Annotated in this window: 15 protein-coding genes and 1 tRNA gene; 10 read left to right on the top strand and 6 right to left on the bottom strand. The window is 63.8% G+C overall.

All coding sequences use genetic code 11. The features are described 5' to 3' along the window. Positions 1-525: 525 nt before the first annotated feature. Complete coding sequence (locus Q0L57_RS23170) at positions 526-1,482, top strand: alpha/beta hydrolase (RefSeq protein WP_296745376.1); 957 nt, start codon at positions 526-528, stop codon at positions 1,480-1,482. A gap of 6 nt (positions 1,483-1,488) precedes the next feature. Here Q0L57_RS23170 and hisN read toward each other — a convergent pair whose 3' ends face one another. Beyond that, positions 1,489-2,262, bottom strand: coding sequence for a histidinol-phosphatase (gene hisN / locus Q0L57_RS23165; RefSeq protein WP_296745375.1), 774 nt, complete (start codon positions 2,260-2,262; stop codon positions 1,489-1,491). 291 nt (positions 2,263-2,553) lie between these two features. Continuing rightward, complete coding sequence (locus Q0L57_RS23160; protein ID WP_296745374.1) at positions 2,554-3,495, bottom strand: N-formylglutamate amidohydrolase; 942 nt, start codon at positions 3,493-3,495, stop codon at positions 2,554-2,556. Positions 3,496-3,660: 165 nt separating this feature from the next. Between Q0L57_RS23160 and cpdR the strand changes: the two genes are divergently transcribed. Continuing rightward, entirely contained in the window at positions 3,661-4,023 is a 363-nt protein-coding gene (cpdR, locus tag Q0L57_RS23155) for a cell cycle two-component system response regulator CpdR (protein WP_006199474.1), read from the top strand. Positions 4,024-4,140: 117 nt separating this feature from the next. After that, a tRNA-Val gene (locus Q0L57_RS23150) sits at positions 4,141-4,215 on the top strand. Positions 4,216-4,304: 89 nt separating this feature from the next. Here Q0L57_RS23150 and Q0L57_RS23145 read toward each other — a convergent pair. The 4 genes from Q0L57_RS23145 to Q0L57_RS23130 form a co-directional block, all read right to left on the bottom strand. After that, positions 4,305-5,735 carry a hypothetical protein gene (locus Q0L57_RS23145; RefSeq protein ID WP_296745373.1) on the bottom strand — a complete coding sequence of 477 codons (1,431 nt, stop codon included), beginning with the start codon at positions 5,733-5,735 and terminating at the stop codon, positions 4,305-4,307. Further along, positions 5,728-6,693 carry a GDP-L-fucose synthase gene (locus Q0L57_RS23140; RefSeq protein WP_296745371.1) on the bottom strand — a complete coding sequence of 322 codons (966 nt, stop codon included), beginning with the start codon at positions 6,691-6,693 and terminating at the stop codon, positions 5,728-5,730. The genes Q0L57_RS23145 and Q0L57_RS23140 overlap by 8 nt, the downstream gene beginning before the upstream one ends. An 8-nt stretch (positions 6,694-6,701) precedes the next feature. Continuing rightward, on the bottom strand, positions 6,702-7,790 hold the full coding sequence (gmd, locus tag Q0L57_RS23135; RefSeq protein ID WP_296745369.1) for a GDP-mannose 4,6-dehydratase: 1,089 nt from the start codon (positions 7,788-7,790) through the stop codon (positions 6,702-6,704). Between the two features lie 87 nt (positions 7,791-7,877). Further along, positions 7,878-9,032, bottom strand: coding sequence for a dihydrodipicolinate synthase family protein (locus Q0L57_RS23130; RefSeq protein WP_296745368.1), 1,155 nt, complete (start codon positions 9,030-9,032; stop codon positions 7,878-7,880). Between the two features lie 230 nt (positions 9,033-9,262). Here Q0L57_RS23130 and Q0L57_RS23125 point away from each other — a divergent pair, with 230 nt between their 5' ends. From Q0L57_RS23125 to Q0L57_RS23095, 7 genes are all read left to right on the top strand, one after another. Continuing rightward, positions 9,263-10,315, top strand: coding sequence for a LacI family DNA-binding transcriptional regulator (locus Q0L57_RS23125; protein WP_296745367.1), 1,053 nt, complete (start codon positions 9,263-9,265; stop codon positions 10,313-10,315). Beyond that, positions 10,312-11,328, top strand: coding sequence for a Gfo/Idh/MocA family oxidoreductase (locus tag Q0L57_RS23120; RefSeq protein WP_296745366.1), 1,017 nt, complete (start codon positions 10,312-10,314; stop codon positions 11,326-11,328). The genes Q0L57_RS23125 and Q0L57_RS23120 overlap by 4 nt, the downstream gene beginning before the upstream one ends. Further along, positions 11,325-12,926, top strand: coding sequence for an acyl CoA:acetate/3-ketoacid CoA transferase (locus tag Q0L57_RS23115; protein ID WP_366940944.1), 1,602 nt, complete (start codon positions 11,325-11,327; stop codon positions 12,924-12,926). Before Q0L57_RS23120 ends, Q0L57_RS23115 begins: the two co-directional genes overlap by 4 nt. After that, complete coding sequence (locus Q0L57_RS23110) at positions 12,919-13,695, top strand: enoyl-CoA hydratase/isomerase family protein (protein ID WP_296745365.1); 777 nt, start codon at positions 12,919-12,921, stop codon at positions 13,693-13,695. Before Q0L57_RS23115 ends, Q0L57_RS23110 begins: the two co-directional genes overlap by 8 nt. Before the next feature lie 10 nt (positions 13,696-13,705). Beyond that, the gene (locus Q0L57_RS23105) at positions 13,706-15,217 is read left to right on the top strand and encodes an aldehyde dehydrogenase family protein (protein ID WP_296745364.1); all 1,512 of its coding nucleotides are present in this window, start codon (positions 13,706-13,708) and stop codon (positions 15,215-15,217) included. Between the two features lie 58 nt (positions 15,218-15,275). After that, complete coding sequence (locus Q0L57_RS23100; protein ID WP_296745363.1) at positions 15,276-16,529, top strand: ABC transporter substrate-binding protein; 1,254 nt, start codon at positions 15,276-15,278, stop codon at positions 16,527-16,529. A 135-nt stretch (positions 16,530-16,664) separates the two neighbouring features. Then, positions 16,665-17,574: carbohydrate ABC transporter permease (locus Q0L57_RS23095; protein WP_296745362.1), on the top strand; the 910-nt coding region annotated here is incomplete at its 3' end.

Below are 17,574 nucleotides of genomic sequence, written 5' to 3'. Positions count from 1 at the left end.
CCGGTCGAAGCCGACGGTCGAACGATAAAGCGGGGAAAAATCAACGTGACGCATAGGGTGTTCTCCTGTTGAGCAACATGGTTTGCGTGTGACCCCGTACGAAACCCTCGCGAGGCGTTTCGGATAGGCCAGCGACCCCGATATCGGCGGCCGCAACCACCATTTGGGGAGCGCAAAAGGCCGTTTCAAGAACTTCACGCTAGAAGTTCCAGCCGTGTGTTCCGCTCGATGAACGGCAGATGAACCACCGCTTCGGCCTCCGTTCAGCCAGGCGCCGCTATGCTGCAGACAAGATCACAGACAAGCGGCGCGCCTCGATACCAGCGCCGCGACGAGGCCGAACCGGGTGCAACGTCCCTTCCTCCCGGATCGACAGAGGCCGGAAGTGCGCCGCAGGCACTTCCGGCCTTCCCCGTCTTGGCCAGGCCTCCCAAATCCTCGCAACGCCTTTGCTTTTTGCGCATGGCCGTCTATCACCATGCGACGCCTTGCCCGCCCGGGCAAAGAACAGCATCGAAGCGCCGAATGACGGACCTTTTCCACCACACCGAGGACAATCCTCCGCCGGACAATGCCGCCGGCGGGTTCTTCACCACCCGCGACGGCAAGAAGATACGCTATGGCGTTTTCGCCGCGGTCGGCCGCCCGCTACAGGGCACGGTGGTGCTGCTCACCGGCCGCAACGAGTGCATCGAGAAATATTTCGAGACCATCCGCAACCTCTCCGACCGCGGCTTCGGCGTCGCCGTCCTCGACTGGCGCGGCCAGGGCGATTCCAGCCGCATGTTGCGCAACCGGCAGCGCGGCTATGTTCGCAGCTTCCGTGACTACACCCGCGACCTCGAGCAGTTCTTCGAGGAAGTGGTACTGCCCGATTGCCGCGGGCCCTATTACATCCTTGCCCATTCGACCGGAGCGGTGATTGCGCTGCTTGCCTCGCCCTCGATGGTCAACCGAGTCCGGCGCATGGTGCTGCTTGCGCCGTTTCTCGAGGTGCCCGACCTGCCGGTCTCGATCGCCACGGTCCGCCGTGTCTGCGCGCTGTTTTGTGCCGTAGGCCTCGGCTGGCTCTATGCCGCTCTGGGGCCAAGGCCGAAACTGCCGCCCCCGTTCGAAAACAACAAGGTGACCTCGGATCCCGGGCGCTACCGGCGCAACACCGGCATCTACAAGGCCTGGCCGCAGCTTGCGCTCGGCGGCCCGACGATCCGCTGGCTGAGGGCCGCCGCCGCCGCCGCGGAGGCGGTCAGCGATCCCGGCTTCATGGCGAGGATCCAGGTGCCGATGCTGATCGTCGCCGCCGGCGCGGACCGCGTGGTCTCGACCAAGGCGGTGGAGGCCTATGCCAGGCGGCTACGCGTCGGCTCGCTTTTGATGATCGACGGCGCCAATCACGAGATCCTGCAGGAAAAGGATCTTTATCGCGAGCAGCTCCTCGCGGCATTCGATGCCTTCATCCCCGGGAGCGGCGACGTCGGCTGACCGGCATCAGCCGCGCAGCGCAGCCATCGCCGCGTCATGCAGCTCCGGCGTTGCCGCCGCCAATATGTCGCCGCCCTTCTCCGCCGGCCCGCCGTCGAATGTGGTGACGACGCCGCCGGCCTTTTCGATGATCGGGATCAGCGCCACGATGTCGTAGGGCTTGAGGCCGGGATCGGCGACGATGTCCACGCTTCCCGCAGCCACCATGGCGAAGGCGTAGCAGTCGGTGCCGTAGCGCGCGAGCTGGACGCGTTTCTCGAACGCGTCGTAACGCTTGCGCGCCTCGCCCTTGAACAGGGCCGGCGTGGTGGTGAACAGCGTCGCCTGGGCGAGATCGGTCGTCTTGCGGGCCGCAAGCCTGCGCGGACCGCCCGGGCCTTCATAGTACGCGCCCGAGGCGTTGGCATAGAACAGCTCGCCGGTGAAGGGTTGCGACATCATGCCGGCGACTGCGTCGCCATCGACCGTCAGCCCGACCAGCGTTCCCCAGACCGGCAGGCCCGAAATGAAGGCGCGCGTGCCGTCGATCGGATCGATGACCCAGACGTGCCGGCTCGAAATATTCTCGCTGCCATGCTCCTCGCCGAGGATACCGTGATCGGGGTATTCGGTCGTTATCAGCGCCCGGATCGCCCGTTCGGCCTCGCGGTCGGCCTCCGTCACCGGATCGAAGCTCTCCGCCTGCTTGTTGGCGACCGCGCCCTGGCTGCGGAAGCGCGGCAAGGTCTCGGCGGCGGCGGCACTCGCGATGCGCCGCATGAAATCGATGCTGATGTCCAACTCACTCTCCCCATCGCGGCGGCCGGCCGCCTGCTCTGCTGCGCAAAAGGGCGCGAAAAACCAGGTCAGGCAACGCTTTTCTGTTGCCCCATTGTCACACTTCGGCGACCGAAGCGGAATTTCCACATCATATTGAATTAAAAAAGCCTGAAGTCGATTGACATTTGTGCATCGCACAATAATTTTGTCGTCGGACAGGGTGACCTGTCCATGCCCTCCTTGGGCGTTTCCTCCCTAGACTTCGACCGTGTCGTGAAAACGATGCGGTCTTTTTTTAAGCCCGTGAACCGCTCACTCGGCGGCCAGCGGCAGGTCGATGAAATGCTGGCCGGGCATCGACATCAGCTCGGCCGAAAAGCGCGTCAGGTCCTGGGCAAGCGCGTCGAAGCCGGTCGACTTCTGGAACGTGCGCTCGTTCATGTAAAGCCCGCGATTGACCTCGATCTGCAACGCATGCAGATGACGCGCCGGCCGCCCGTAATGCTCGGTGATGAAGCCGCCTGCGTAAGGCTTGTTGTGCGCCACCGTGTAGCCCATGCCGGTGAGCAGACCGATCGCAGTCTCGGTCAACGCCGCCGTCGCGGAAATGCCGAAGCGGTCGCCGATGATGAAATCCGGCCGCACGCCGTTATCGCCGACCCGGATACTGGCGGGCATCGAATGGCAGTCGATCAGAACGGCATAGCCGAACCGGGCATGGGTTCTGGTCAGCAGCCGCTTCAGCGTCTCGTGGTAAGGCTTGTAGACGTGTTCGATGCGCGCCACGGCTTCGGCCAACGGCAGCCGGCCAGGATAGATGTCCAGCCCCTCCCCCACCAGCCTGGGCACCGTGCCCAACCCGCCGGCGACCCTGGCCGAGCGGATGTTGCAGAAGGACGGCACCGGCTCCGCGAACATGCGCGGATCGAGTTCCCAGGGTTCCCGATTGACGTCGAGATAGGCGCGCGGGAAATTCGCTGCCAGCATCGGCGCGCCGAGAGCCACGGCGCCGCCGAAGAGTTCCTCGACATAGCAATCCTCCGACCGGCGGATGGCGTTGCGGTCGAGCCGCGCCATGGCAAGGAAGCGCTCGGGATAGTGGCGACCGCTGTGCGGCGAGCTGAGCAGGAAGGGTACGCGTTGCTCGGCGCCCGATCGGATTTCGAAGGGTGGTACGACCGAAAAATCCTCGGCTGCCGTCTTCAATTTGAACGAACCAGGAAACAGCACTGCGTCATGACGTAAAACTGCCATCTTGCGTCCGGCATGTCCAGCATTTCAGGACTGCAACACGGCTCGCCGAAGTCGCTTCGACAAGGCCGCCGTTCACTTGATGTTTACCGTCACCTCCTCATATACAGGATGGTTAACGGGCTTGCCCGTCGGCAGACTTGGGGCGGGTGATTCGGACGGGATATGATGGCACGCATTCTGCTGGCGGAAGACGACGACGATATGCGCCGGTTCCTCGTCAAGGCGCTGGAGCGGGCAGGCTACCAGGTGAGCGATTTCGACAACGGCGCCAGCGCCTATGAGCGGCTGCGCGAGGAGCCCTTCTCGCTGCTGCTGACCGATATCGTCATGCCCGAAATGGACGGCATCGAACTCGCCCGCCGCGCCACCGAGATCGATCCGGACCTCAAGGTGATGTTCATCACCGGCTTCGCCGCCGTCGCGCTCAACCCCGATTCCAAGGCGCCCAAGGACGCCAAGGTGCTGTCCAAGCCCTTCCATTTGCGCGACCTCGTCAACGAGGTCGAGAAGATGCTGCAGGCGGCCTGAGATATTTTTCCGGCAAGACATCGGCGCCTGTCGCCGGTGCGGCAAAACGGAGCTTTTCTTTTCACATTCCTGCTATTGACGCGCCGAACCAAAAATGGTGTATGCGCGGCTTCGGATGGGCGTGTAGCTCAGCGGGAGAGCACTGCATTGACATTGCAGGGGTCACAAGTTCAATCCTTGTCACGCCCACCATCCGAACCCAATTTCCACTGAAATAAGCGACCGCGGCAGGCTGATATAGCCACGATCCGGCGACGCGCCATCAAACTCTACATCCAAAATCAGAACCAGGGCGCCTTCAGTCCGCCAAGCCACCAGATGGCCTTGGCCAGTCCGCGTTTTTTCGGTTTCCGACCCATGCCTGCCCGCCGCCTGATTCGCCGGAAGATCGGGTTGCCCGGATTTGCCTTCACTAGCCTCGCCGCCATTTCACTGGCCGATTTTTTGTCTCCCAACACCTCGGTCAGGATATAGGCGCAACAGGCCGCCGGATGGGGATAGCCGGCTTCCGCTGCAGTGAAGAAAGCCTCGATATCCTTCTTTCCCGTACGACGATCCCTTGCCACACGAGCCACAATGTCCATGACGGGCAACGGTATCTTGGAGCGCCGCCCGCTTTGGCTCGTCATCACCGACTTCAGGATGGCTTCGCCCGCTGCATGGTTGCCCTCGCGAAAAAAAGTCCCGGCGATCTTCATCGGATAGCCATCGTTTTGCGGGTCAAGCGCCTGGGCCTTCTCCAGGATCTCCCTGCCCTGCGCCGGATCGATCTCGTCTTCCAGCGACAGGAACGCCCACTGGTAGCCGAACGCGGCTTCGAGCGGATGATAGTGCGGCTCATGCGTTCGCAGTTCCTCCAGCACGATTTCCGCCGCACGGCGTGTGCCAAACAGCGCGCCTGCGCCTATGAAAGGCGTGTCCCCCATCACCGATGCAACCACTGCGTAGATGCTGCTGCCGGCATGGATCTGCCGGCATCTTGCCATCAGCGCCATTTCGAAGAATGTGCAGGCCGTTTCACCCTTGAACTCGCCCGAGCCGAAATCGGTGGCCAGCAGCGCCCCTGTCTCCGCCTTGAGGTAATCAAGCGTCGCTCGGTCCTGCCCGATCAGCAGCGTCTTCAGCCCCATCGAGGAAATTTCCCCGACGATCGCCTTGGCCAGCGTCGAGGGGATAACCTTGTTCGCGAAAACAAGACTCCTGCGATGATGGCCCCTGACGATGTCGCCGCTGCGCAGGTGCAGCGCCGCCATCGGCCCGGGAAAGCGGCATGCGGCGGCGGCATCGAGCGCCTGCCGCACGGCTGGCGAGAAGCCGAAACCCCGTAGCGTCTCGGATCTTCGGATCGGCCCGGCGCCATCGTCGCGAAAGAAATCGAACACGTCGAATTCGTTGCATATCCAGCCGTGTAGCCGCTTCTGCCGTGCGATCGGCTCCAGCTCAGCCGGCGTGAACGTGGCTCCTCCGAGCACCCCGAAACGGGAGTCTCCGATCTTATCCCCCAACCAATGCCTGTCGATGAACTCGGCGGAGAAGACGTTCTTGGCCAGATCGACCATGTGGGATTCCTGGTTGCTGACGACGCGGCTGTTCCAAGTGAAGCCGAAACGGTAGCCGAGGCGGTCAGCAAGCGCCTTGGCATTTGCCATGGCCAGGAGGCGGCCGCCCAGCCCATCAGTCCTGGTCGCGGCGATGAGGGTTGAATCAGACACCAAGGCGAATGTCGCCTTTCCCGACATGTTCGAGGAACCACGCATAGGTCTGCCGCAGCCCATCGCGCAGCGTATATTTCGGGCGCCAGCCTGTAGCGTAGAGCCGCGACACGTCGAGCAGCTTGCGCGGCGTGCCATCCGGCTTCGTTGGATCGAACGCGATCTCGGCGTCGGCGCCGGCGACCGACACGATCGTGCGGGCAAGTTCCGCGATGGTGACATCCTCGCCGGACCCGACATTGACATGGCTGTCGGCCGAATAGGTCTTCAACAGCCAGACCAGCGCGTCCGCGGCGTCATCCACGTGCAGGAATTCGCGCCTCGGCGTGCCCGAGCCCCACACCTCGACCGTCTTGTTGCCAGTGCGCTTCGCCTCATGCGCCTTGCGCATCAAGGCTGGCACGACATGACTGGAAGAAAGGTCGAAGTTGTCCCCCGGCCCGTAGAGATTTGTCGGCATCGCTGAAATGTAATCGACGCCATATTGCCGCCGATAGGCCTGGCAAAGCTTCAATCCGGCGATCTTGGCGACGGCGTACCATTCGTTGGTCTGCTCTAGCGCACCGGTAAGCAATGCGTCCTCCGGAATCGGCTGCGGCGCGAGCTTCGGATAGATGCACGACGAGCCGAGAAACAACAACTTACGCACATCGCTGCGAAACGCGGCCTCGATGACGTTGGTCTCGATGACAAGATTGTCCTGCAGGAAGTCGACGGGGAAGCTGTCGTTCGCCAGGATGCCGCCGACCTTGGCGGCTGCCACGATCACCGCATCCGGCCGATGGCCGGCCATCCATCGCCGCACGCCCGATTGATCACGCAGATCGAGCCCGTCGCGCGCAATCGTCAGGACCTCGCAGTCCTCGCGCGCCAGCCGGCGCAGCAGCGCCGAGCCAACCATGCCGCGATGACCGGCGACGAAGACCCGCTTGCCCTTGAGGTCGAAGGTCCCGTCCATCGACGCTCCTACATGGAACCGACGTTACGCCAGGCGCCGCCGGCGGCGCACGCCAGATCGGCCTGCACCATCTCGGCCACCAGTTCCCTGAAGCCGATAGTGTGCGACCAGCCCAGCCTGCTGCTCGCCTTGGACGCATCGCCGATCAGCACGTCCACCTCGGTCGGCCGGAAGTAGCGCGGATCGATGCGCACCAGCACCGTGCCCGACTTGGCATCAACGCCGACCTCTTCGACACCTTCACCCTGCCAGCGAATGGTGCGACCGGTTTCGGCGAAGGCAAGTTCGACGAACTCGCGTACGGAATGGGCCTCGCCTGTCGCCAGCACGAAATCGTCAGGCTCGCCGTGCTGCAGGATGCGCCACATGCCCTCCACATAATCGCGCGCATGACCCCAGTCGCGCCGCGCGTCGAGATTGCCGAGATAGAGCATGTCCTGCAGGCCGTGATGGATCGCGGCGACGGCCCGCGTGATCTTGCGGGTGACGAAGGTCTCACCTCGCGTCGGGCTTTCATGGTTGAACAAGATGCCGTTGGCGGCGAACATGCCATAGGCTTGCCGGTAGTTGACCGTGATCCAGTAGGCATAGAGTTTCGCCGCGGCATAGGGCGAACGCGGCCGGAACGGCGTGCTCTCGTTCTGCGGGATTTCCGTCACCTTGCCGTAGAGCTCCGACGTCGAAGCCTGGTAGAAGCGCACCGAGTCTTCCATCTTGAGGATACGGATCGCCTCCAGAAGCCTCAGCGTGCCGAGCGCATCCGCATTGCCGGTGTATTCCGGCGTTTCGAAACTCACTTGCACATGGCTCTGAGCGCCGAGATTGTAGATCTCGCTCGGCTTTGTCTCCTGCACGAGCCGTATCAGATTGGTCGCATCGGTCAGGTCGCCATAGTGCAGGAAGAAGCGTGCGCCGTGCTCATGCGGATCGACATAGATGTCGTCGACCCGTTCCGTGTTGAAGGATGACGACCGGCGCTTGACGCCGTGGACGACGTAGCCCTTCCCGAGCAGCAGTTCAGCCAGATAGGCTCCATCTTGCCCGGTCACGCCGGTAATAAGGGCGACTTTGTCTGCCCCAGCCACTTTGTCCGCCATCGCCATATTCACCCGCATGAACCCGGCAAGCGAATACAGATTTGCCGGCGGAACGCAAATCCCGTGCGAGGGAGACGCGATCCGGGTTCAGGCGCCAGCGACCGCGCAGAGGGCTTTCATTCTGGCGACGGCGAGGTCGGGATCGGCCAGCAGTCCCGCCTGGTCGGCGAGGCGGAAGACATCGGCGTAGTGGCATATGCCGCGCGCCGACTGCATGCCGCCGACCATGGTGAAATGGTCCTGATGCCCGTTGAGCCACGCCATGAAGACGATGCCGGCCTTGTAGTACTCGGTTGGCGCCTCGAAGATCTTACGCGACAACGGCACGGTCGGCGCCATCAGCGCGTCGTAGCCGGTCCGGTCGCCGTCGGCTAGCTTCGCCAGCGCGGCGTTGGCGGCAGGCGCGATAGCATCGAAGATGCCGAGCAGCGCATGCGAATGCTTCCTGCCGTCGCCAGCGATCAGCTCCGGATAGTTGAAATCGTCGCCGGTGAACATCACGACGCCCTCGGGCAGACGGTCCCGCAAAAGTACCTCTTTGCCGGCGTCGAGCAGCGATATCTTTATGCCTTCGACTTTGCCTGCATGCCGCTCGATGATGGCGACAACGGTATCGAGCGCGGCATCGAAGTCTTCGCTGCCCCAATACCCTTTCAATGCCGGGTCGAACATGTCGCCCAGCCAGTGCAGGATGACTTTGCCTGACGCCTGGCTCAGCAATCGGTCATAGACGCGGACATAGTCCTCCGGCCCCTTGGCGACCGCCGCCAGCGCGCGGCTTGCCATCATGATCGCCTTGCCGCCCTCGTTTTCGATGAAGGCGAACTGCTCCTCATAGGCGTGGATGACATCGTCGATCGATCTGGCCGCCGCCGGCGAGAGGTGGTCGGTGCCGGCTCCCGAAGCGAGATCGGCGCCCGGCACCGTGCGAGCCTCGGCAATCGAGCGCCTGATCAGTTCCCTGGCGCTCGCCCAGTCGAAACCCATGCCGCGTTGGGAGGTATCCATAGCCTCGGCAATGCGAAAACCCAGCCGCCAAAGGTGATGGCGAAATGCCATGGTTCTTTCCCAGTCGACGACGGGCCGTGACCATGGATCGGTCATCACGATCGGGTCGGCGACGACATGCGCGGCGGCATAGGCAATGCGCGGGAAATGAGCCCCCATCCTGGGCATTGCCGGCTCGCCGACCAGTCGATAGTTGGCGCGGCTGCCGTTTTCCGCGGGCAGGATTATGTCCATAGAACTCTCCCTTTGCGTCGGTCTATAAATGGAACGTTCCAATAAATCAAGAACCTTTATGATTTTGCCTTTTGAAACGGTACAATCGCCACCACCGGGCCAAGAGCCTTGCTTTTGAAAGGCTGCCATCAATTTTCCGGATTCCGCAAGAATCCCGATTGACTCCGGTTTGGCACAGGGATTAGAACGTTCCAATAAATTTGACCACCGACGCGGAGGAATGCACGGACATGGCCAGCCGGGCCAAGGCGACGATCCTGGACATCGCCCGCGAAGCCGGCGTGTCCAAATCGACCGTATCGCTCGTGCTGCAGGGCAGCGGGCTGATCCGGCCTGAAACGGCGATCAAGGTCCGCAAAGCGATCGAGGATGTCGGCTATGTCTACAACCGAGGCGCCGCCAATCTGCGCAAGGCCCATTCCAATGTCATCGGCATGGTCATCAACGACCTCACCAACCCCTTCTTCGCAGAGCTTGCGGTCGGCATGGAGCGCGTCTTCCAGGCCGCCGGCATCGTGCCCTTCATCGCCAACACGGCCGAGAGCGCCGTTCGCCAGGAAGAGGTGCTGAAATCGCTGATGGAGCAAGGTGTTGCCGGCCTGATCGTCTCGCCGGCTCGTGGCACCACGCCTGGCGCCTTCCGGCGTATCGAGACGGCCGGCGTACCGATCGTCTTCGCCATGCGCCGGCTGCCCGAAAGCCGTATCCCCGTGATCGCCCCGGACAATCATCGCGGCGCCTTCATCGCTACCGAACACCTGATCCGCAAAGGCCACCGTCGCCTGGCGTTCTTCGGCGGCTCGTCCGACCTCGTGGTCTATCAGGAGAGGCTGGGCGGCTTCCTGGAGGCTTGCGAGGTGCTGGGCATTCCGGCGTCCGACCGGACGATCGTCGAGGGCGAAACCAGTCGCAAAGGCGGCATGGCCTGCCTGGACACAGCACTTGCCGCCGTCGAACCGCCGACAGCGGCGCTTTGCTTCAACGATGCCGTCGCTTTCGGCGTCATGCTGGCCCTGCGCAAGCGTGGACTTGAGGCGGGTGCCGATTTCGCCGTTGTCGGCTTCGACGACGTGACCGAGGCTGAGCACTACATTCCGGCGCTCACCAGCGTCACCGTAGATACCGCCGGCCTCGGCGAGCGCGCCGCCCATGTGATGCTGAAGATGATCCAGTCGCGCACGACGCGCGCCGAAGACCATATCGGCGCGGTCAGCCTCGCGGTCAGGGAAAGCTGCGGGCCGGACCGCAATGCGCGCAATGCTGGGATGGGAGACGCGGCATGACCGTGAGATGGGGCCTGATCGGCGCGAGCACGATCGCCAGGCAGTTCATGATCGGCGCCATCCGAGCGCAGACCGATGGCGAAGTCGCGGCCGTGATGAGCTCCAGCCAGGAACGCGCCGAGGCTTATGCAAAGGAGAACGGCATCCCGCTTGCTGTCTCGTCGCTCGATGCGTTGCTCGCCGCCGACATCGACGCCGTTTACATTTCCACCACCAACGAATTGCATCTCGAACAGGGCCTCGCCGCGATCAAGGCTAGCAAGCATGTACTGTGCGAAAAGCCGCTGGCGTTGGCCAGCGCCGACGCCCGCAAGCTGGTCGCCGCCGCCAACACCGCCGGCATCGTGTTCGGCACCAACCATCATCTGCGCAATGCCGGCGCGCACCGCGCCATGCGCGAGGCGATCGCCGCCGGCCGCATCGGCAAGCCGATCGCGGCGCGCGTCTTTCACTCCGTCTATTTGCCGGAGAACCTGCAGGGCTGGCGCATAACCAAACCCGAAGCCGGCGGCGGCGTGGTGCTCGACATCACGGTGCACGACGCCGATACACTGCGCTTCGTGCTTGGCGACGATCCGGTCGAGATCTCGGCCTTCACGCAGTCGGCCGGCATGGCCGGCGGCGGGCTGGAGGACGGCGCGATGTGTGTGTGGCGCTTCAAGTCCGGCGTCATTGCGCAGTCCCACGAAGGCTTCACGACCAAATTCGCCGGCACCGGCTTCGAGGTGCACGGATCGGAAGGCTCGCTGATCGCCACCAATGTGATGACGCAGAAGCCGGTCGGCTCCGTGCTGCTGCGCACCGCTAACGGCGAGGAGGAACTGACCTTCGACCGCGACGACCTCTACACCCGTTCGCTCAGCCAGTTCCACGCGGCGATCCGTGGCGAGGGCCAGCCCTCGGCCACCGGCGAGGACGGCATCTGGTCGCTGGCCTCCGCCGAGGCGGCACTGCAATCGTCGAAGACCGGCAAGGCCGTGATGATCGACCCACAACTCGGGAGCCTCGCGTGAGCAAGCTCGTCTCCGCGGCTTACGCCGCCAGCCTGATGAAGGACGGCATGGTCGTCTCCGTGTCGTCGTCGAGCGGCCTTGGCTGCCCGGACGCCGTGCTTGCCGCCATCGGCGAGCGCTTCGACGCCGAAGGCCATCCAAAGGCGATCACGACGCTGCACCCGATCGCCGCCGGCGACATGTATGGCATCAAGGGCATCGATCATCTCGCCAAGCCTGGCCTGCTGAAGCGCACGCTCTGCGGCTCCTATCCGTCGGGCCCCTCCTCCGCCGAGCCGCCGCAGATCTGGAAGATGATCGGCGACAACTCGGTCGCGGCCTACAATGTGCCCTCGGGCATCCTGTTCGACATGCACCGCGAGGCTGCCGCTAAGCGGCCTGGCGTACTGACCAAGGTTGGCCTCGATACCTTCGCCGACCCGCGCCACCAGGGCTGCGCCATGAACGCGGCCGCGGCCGAGCCAATCGTCTCGGTGCAGCAGTTCGACGGCGAGGAATGGCTCTATTTTCGCGCCATCGTCCCCAACATCTCGATCATCCGCGCCACCTCGGCCGACGAGCGCGGCAACCTGACCTACGAGCATGAAGGCGCCTATCTTGGCGGACTGGAGCAGGCGCTGGCGGCCCGCAACAATGGCGGCATCGTCATCGCGCAGGTGAAGCGCGTTGTCGAGAACGGCACGCTGAAGCCGCATGACGTGCGCGTGCCGGGGGTCCTGGTCGACCATATCGTCGTCGCGCCCGACCAGTTGCAGACTACGCAGACGGCCTACGACCCCGCGATCTCAGGCGAAATCTTCCGACCGCTGTCGAGCTTCCGCACACCTGAAATGAACGTCCAGAAGGTGATCGCGCGCCGCGTCGCCATGGAGTTGCGCGACGGCATGGCCGTCAACATCGGCTTCGGCATCTCGGCCAACGTGCCGCGCATCCTCCTGGAGGAGGGCCAGCACGGCAAGGTCACTTGGGTGATCGAGCAGGGCGCAGTCGGCGGCGTGCCTTTGCTCGACTTCAAATTCGGCTGCGCTTCGAATGCCGAGGCGATCATGCCCTCGCCGCACCAGTTCATCTATTTCCAGGCCGGCGGCTTCGACGCTTCGCTGCTGTCCTTCCTGCAGATCGACCGGCACGGCTCGGTCAACGTTTCGAAGCTTTCGGCGCGGCCGCATGTCACCGCCGGGGCCGGTGGCTTCGTCGACATCACGTCCAGAGCAAAGAAGATCGTCTTTTCCGGTTTCTTCAACGCCGGGGCGAAGCTCTCGCTGGCCGACGGTGCGATCCGCATCGATCAGGAAGGCAAGGTCAAGAAGATCGTCGAGGAGGTGGAGCACATCTCCTTCTCCGGTAAGCGCGCGGTCGCTCAGGGCCAGGATATCACCTATGTCACCGAGCGCTGCGTGATGAAGCTGACGCCCGACGGCCTGATGGTGACAGAACTGGCGCCCGGCATCGACCTCGAGCGAGACGTGCTGGCGCAGGCCGATATCCCGCTCGCCGTCGCCAACGACCTCAAAGTGACACCCGCCGCGCTCTACCAGGATCGGCCGATCGGCCTTTCGCTGAATGGCGGCGCTTCGCTCGGAGGCACGCATGGCTGAGCGCCTCGTCACCTTCGAGCAGGACGGCGCCCTCGGCACCGTAACGCTACGCCGACCCGAAAAATTCAACGCGCTCGACATCCCGATGCTGCGCGCTCTCGAAGCAGCGCTCGACGAGGCGGAACTGGCCGAGGGCGTGCGTGTGGTCCTCATCCGCGGCGAGGGCAAGGGGTTTTGCGCCGGCGGCGATGTCGAGGCCTGGGGTGCGATGAGCGTCGCCGATTTCCAGGTGCAGTGGGTGCGCTACGGCCACCGCGTCTTCGACCGGCTGGCGCGGCTGCGGCAGCCCACCATCGCGGTGCTGTCGGGGCATGCGCTGGGTGGCGGACTGGAACTCGCCGCCGCCTGCGATTTCCGCGTCGCGGAGGCACAGATCAAGCTTGGCTTCCCCGAAACCTCGATCGGCGTTGTGCCCGGCTGGTCCGGGACGCAGCGCGCCGTGCGCCGCTTCGGCGCGCAGGCGGTGCGGCGCATGGCGCTTGGCGGCGAAATCCTGCTGGCCGCCGACGCACTGGCCCTGGGTGTCGTCGATCGCGTTGTAGAGACCGGCAAAGCGTTCGACGAAGCCAGGGCTTGGGCCGAAAGGATCGCCGAACGCGGCCCGCTGGCGACCGAGGCCGCCAAGCTGATGATTGGCATCGCCGAAGGTGAGGAGGACGCCGCCGCCACGGAAGCGCTCGCCAGCGGCTTCATCGCGCTGACGGCCGACCTCAAGGCCGGCGTCACCGCTTTCAAGGCCAAGCAGAAGCCGGCCTTTTCGAGATCCTAGAGAAAACACGATGAACGCACCTCTCAACATTTCCATGCCGTCCGAGGCTGCCTCGGCGCCCAAGGCGTACCAGTTGCTGATCGACGGCAAACACGTCGATGCCCGCGATGGCCGTACCATCGAGCGCGCCAGCCCAGGTCACGGCTTCGTCGTGTCGCGTTATGCGCAGGCCGGTGCCTCGGAGGTCGAGACCGCGATGCAGGCCGCCCACAGGGCCTTCGAAACCGGCCCATGGCCGCGCATGAGGGCGTCCGAGCGCGCCGCGGTGCTGTTGAAGGCCGCCGATTTGATCGAAACTCGGCTGGAAGAGATCGCCCGGCTCGACGCGCTGGAATCCGGCAAGCCTATCGCCCAGGCGCGCGGCGAGATCGGCGGCGCCGTCGACATCTGGCGCTATGCCGCCTCGCTCGCCCGCACGCTGCATGGCGAGAGCTACGCCAATCTCGGCGATTCCATGCTGGGCGTCGTGCTGCGTGAGCCGATCGGCGTCGTCTCGATCATCACGCCGTGGAATTTCCCCTTCCTGATCGTCAGCCAGAAGCTGCCCTTCGCGCTCGCCGCCGGCTGCACCGCGGTGGTGAAGCCGAGTGAGATGACGTCGGCTTCGACTTTCGTGCTCGGCGACATCCTGCTCGATGCCGGCCTGCCGGCCGGTGTCGTCAACATTCTTGCCGGCTACGGCGCCGATGTCGGCGCGCCGATGGTCAGCCATCCGCTGGCCGAGATGGTGTCCTTCACCGGCTCGACCCGCGTCGGCAAGATGACGATGGCAACCGCCTCGAATTCCCTGAAGAAAGTGTCGATGGAGCTCGGCGGCAAGAACGGACAGATCGTCTTCCCCGATGCCGACCTGGAGGCGGCCGCCGATGCCGCCGTGTTCGGCGGCTTCTTCAACGCCGGCGAATGTTGCAATGCCGGTAGCCGGCTGATCGTCCATGAGGCGATCGCCGACGACTTCCTCGGCGCGGTCAAGGCACTGGCCGCGAGGGTCAGGGTCGGCGATCCGCTTGACGACCGCACCAAGGTCGGCGCCATGATCTCGGCCGACCACATGGAAAAGGTAGCCGGCTATGTTGCGGCGGCGAAAACCGAGGGTGGCAGCGTCTTTAGCGGCGGCGGACAGCTCGCCTCCAACGCGGGCCAGTATCTCGATCCGACCATCGTCCGCAATGTCACCGAGGACATGGCGATCGCTCGCGAGGAAGTATTCGGACCGGTGCTCTCCGTCCTCACTTTTGAAACGATTGAAAAGGCATTGCACATCGCCAACAACACGCCCTATGGTCTGTCTGCGGGCGTGTGGAGCGCCAGCATCGACACTTGCATGTCGGTGGCGCGGGGTGTGCGTTCGGGAACCGTTTGGGTGAACACGTTCATGGAAGGTTATCCCGAGCTGCCTTTCGGAGGCTACAAGCAGTCTGGCCTCGGACGCGAACTCGGCAAGCGCGCCGTTGAGGATTATACCGAAGAAAAGACTATCCAGTTTCATCGAGGCCAGCGCACCGGATGGTGGGTCGGCTGAGTTGGGAGACCCCGGCGGACATCCGCCGGTTATGTGAATGCAACAAGGGAGGTAGTACATGTTGCGCAAACTGCTTATCGGAACGGCTCTTGCGACGAGCTTTGCGTTCTCGGCGCATGCCGCGGACGTCAAGGAAGTGCAGATGCTGCATTGGTGGACGTCAGGCGGCGAAGCGGCTGCTCTGAACGTGCTGAAGCAGGATCTGGCCAAGGAAGGCTATGCCTGGAAGGACGTGCCGGTGGCCGGCGGTGGCGGCGACGCCGCCATGACCGCGCTGAAGGCAATGGTCGCTGCCGGCAACTATCCGACCGCTTCGCAGATGCTCGGCTACACCGTGCTCGATTACGCCCAGGCCGGCGTCATGGGCGACCTGACGGAGACCGCGAAGAAGGAAGGCTGGGACAAGTCGGTTCCCGCCGCCCTGCAGAAGTTCTCGGTCTATAACGGCAAGTGGGTCGCGGCCCCGGTCAACGTCCACTCCGTCAACTGGCTGTGGATCAACAAGGCGGTGATGGACAAGATCGGCGGCACCGAGCCGAAGACCTTCGACGACTTCATCGCCCTGCTCGACAAGGCCAAGGCGGCCGGCGTGACCCCGCTCGCGCTGGGCGGCCAGAACTGGCAGGAAGCCACCATGTTCGACTCCGTCGTGCTGTCGACCGGTGGACCGGAGTTCTACAAGAAGGCGATGAACGACCTCGACGACGCGTCGCTCAAGTCCGACACGATGAAGAAGTCGTTCGACAACCTCGCCAAGCTGGTCACCTATGTCGACCCGAACTTCTCGGGCCGTGACTGGAACCTCGCCACCGCCATGGTCATCAAGGGCGACGCGCTGGTTCAGGTCATGGGCGACTGGGCCAAGGGCGAGTTCCACGCCGCCAACAAGACCCCCGGCACCGACTTCCTGTGCTACCGCTTCCCGGGCACCGACGGCTCCGTGATCTACAACTCCGACATGTTCGGCATGTTCAACGTCCCGGACGACCGCAAGGCCGCCCAGGTGGCGCTTGCAACTGCTACCCTGTCGAAGAGCTTCCAGTCGGCCTTCAACGTCGTGAAGGGCTCGGTTCCGGCCCGTACCGACGTGCCTGACACCGACTTCGACGCTTGCGGCAAGAAGGGCATTGCCGACCTGAAGAAGGCCAATGACGGCGGCACGCTGTTCGGCTCGCTCGCCCAGGGCTACGGCGCTCCGCCCGCCGTCGCCAACGCTTACAAGGACGTCGTGTCGAAGTTCGTCCATGGCCAGATCAAGACCTCCGACGAGGCCGTGACCGAGCTGGTCAAGGCGATCGACGACGCCAAGTAAGAAGAACGCGTTGAGAACCCGAGTCTTCCCCGCTTCGGCGGGGGAGACCTCCTGTCGAGACAATATCCGGGATTGCCTGCCTGGCACGCGCGTAGCGGCCGGTCGGTTCCCCACTAACCGGTACTGGACGAGCCAATGAGCACAGTTGCCGAAACCCAGATCAAGCTGACACCGGAGCACGACGCCCGCCCTGGCGCGACGGTCCGCTCGCGGCTGCAGGATCTGTTGCCGAAGATCGTACTGGCGCCCAGCTTCGCGGCGACGCTCGTTTTCGTCTACGGCTTCATCCTGTGGACGATCTATCTGTCCTTCACCAACTCCAAGACCTTCCCGTCCTATGCCATCACCGGACCGCGCGCCTATCAGCGGCTGTGGGGCTGGACCTTCGACACCGATCCGCCGTCGAGCTGGTACACCTCGATCACCAACATGGGCATTTTCGGCTTCCTCTACATCGGGATCTGCCTGGCGCTGGGCCTGTTCCTGGCCATCCTGCTCGACCAGAAGATCCGCGGCGAAGGCGTGCTGAGGCCGATCTATCTTTACCCGATGGCGCTCTCCTTCATCGTCACCGGCGTCGCCTGGAAATGGTTCCTCGATCCCGGCCTCGGCCTCGAACAGACACTGCATCAGTGGGGCTGGACGAGCTTCCATTTCGACTGGATCAAGAACAAGGACTTCGTCATCTACACGGTGGTGATCGCCGGTGTGTGGCAGGCCTCGGGCTTCATCATGGCGATGTTCCTGGCCGGCCTTCGCGGCATCGACAGCGAGATCATGAAGGCCGCGCAGATCGACGGCGCCTCCACCTTCCAGCTCTATCGCCGCATCGTCATTCCGCTCCTGCGGCCCGTCTTCCTGTCGGCCTTCATCGTGCTCGCGCATCTGGCCATCAAGTCCTACGACCTTGTCGTCGCGCTGACCAGCGGCGGCCCCGGCGGCTCGGCATGGCTGCCGTCCAACTTCATGTACGAGTTCACCTTCAAGCGGAACGAAATGGCGGTCGGCTCGGCCAGCGCCGTGATCATGCTGATGACGCTGACCG

The organism is Mesorhizobium sp. (genome assembly GCF_024509055.1).
GTDB lineage: Bacteria > Pseudomonadota > Alphaproteobacteria > Rhizobiales > Rhizobiaceae > Mesorhizobium.
The sequence above is the reverse complement of the archived record's forward strand: the minus strand, read 5'-3'. Positions and strand labels throughout refer to the sequence as shown.